Source organism: Candidatus Cloacimonadota bacterium (assembly GCA_034661015.1).
GTDB lineage: Bacteria > Cloacimonadota > Cloacimonadia > JGIOTU-2 > JGIOTU-2 > JAYEKN01.
In genome coordinates, this window is the sequence record JAYEKN010000250.1 from 1 (window position 1) to 1,158 (window position 1,158).

Consider the following 1,158-nt stretch of genomic DNA (forward strand, 5'->3'; position numbering starts at 1 on the left):
GTGCCAATTCGTGGCTAACTCACCACCCGGCAAGAAAGTTTTCTATTCAAATTCCTTCATAGCTTCATCTTCATTTTCTGCAATAGTAAAAATCGAGGTGAAACCGGAAATTTCAAAAACCTCGTGAATAAATTCTTTCATAGAGCAGAGAATGATTTTTTTATCTTTTTTATCCATTTTTTTTGCTGCGAGCAAAAGCGTACGCAGACCGGCACTACTAATATAATCAAGATTAGAAAAATCTACGAGAATATTATCATCTCCTTTATCAATCAAGGGCATCAACTCATTTTCCATTTGGCTCGCCGTATTTGAGTCCAATCTTCCGATTATGTTCAGTATAAGAACATTTCCTTTTTTTTCTTGTTTGATTTCCATTTATTTCCTCCGAAATATTTTTTTTATGAAATTTCTAATTGTTTGTTTTTTTTGTCAATGTTAAAATGTTTCTATTTCCACGGCGCTCATAATGAACATTGTCAACGAATTTTTTTACGAGGTGGATGCCCAATCCTCCGATGGGTTTTTTCTCCATTGGTTTATCAATATGATTGGGTTTTGAAATATTCAGCGGATTAAAGTAAACACCTTCATCTTCGATTTGCATTGTTAATTCTTGCTTCTCATTGCTAAAAGTTATTGATATCAGAATTTCATGCTCTTCGTCATCCTCAAAGCCATAAGAAATAATATTTGTTACAAGTTCATCCAGCGTGAGGTTTAGAGTGAAGATAAATTTGTTGCTCAATTTATTTTCTTCGCAAAATTCTTCGATCAGCACATTTGAGCGGGAAATTTCCGCAAGGTCATTCTTCATTTTAATTACTAAATTGTTTTCCATATTAAATATTTTTCACCACGAAATCTACAACCCAAAAATACGTTTTTTATTTCTCCGCTGATAATGTGGAAAAATTTGATAATAACCATGATTTTTCTCTAGGCAAAATGATTCGACGCAGAAAAACACTGATTCGGTAGATAAACGCTGATACTAATCTTTTTGTAATTAAATTTTTTATCTGCGTAAATCATTTTTTTTCAGCGTTCATCTGCGTCCAATCTATACTTTACGGACAGACTCTAATTATCTTGAAAATATTTGAATACCAGCATTGTTATGTCATCCGATTGCTCGGCGTCCTGAGTGAATTTTTT

At 33.0% G+C, this 1,158-nt stretch carries 2 protein-coding genes; both read right to left on the reverse strand.

Features of this window, described 5'->3' with window-relative positions; genetic code table 11:
* Nucleotides 1-42: 42 nt before the first annotated feature.
* Nucleotides 43-378, reverse strand: coding sequence for an STAS domain-containing protein (locus U9P79_09130; GenBank protein ID MEA2104783.1), 336 nt, complete (start codon nucleotides 376-378; stop codon nucleotides 43-45).
* 34 nt (nucleotides 379-412) lie between these two features.
* On the reverse strand, nucleotides 413-841 hold the full coding sequence (locus tag U9P79_09135; protein ID MEA2104784.1) for an ATP-binding protein: 429 nt from the start codon (nucleotides 839-841) through the stop codon (nucleotides 413-415).
* Nucleotides 842-1,158 lie beyond the last annotated feature (317 nt).

What these genes read in the sequence shown, in the direction of transcription:
- U9P79_09130 (MEA2104783.1), bottom strand. Translation starts at nt 378, where the DNA reads ATGGAAATCAAACAAGAAAAAAAAGGAAATGTTCTTATACTGAACATA.
- U9P79_09135 (MEA2104784.1), bottom strand. Translation starts at nt 841, where the DNA reads ATGGAAAACAATTTAGTAATTAAAATGAAGAATGACCTTGCGGAAATT.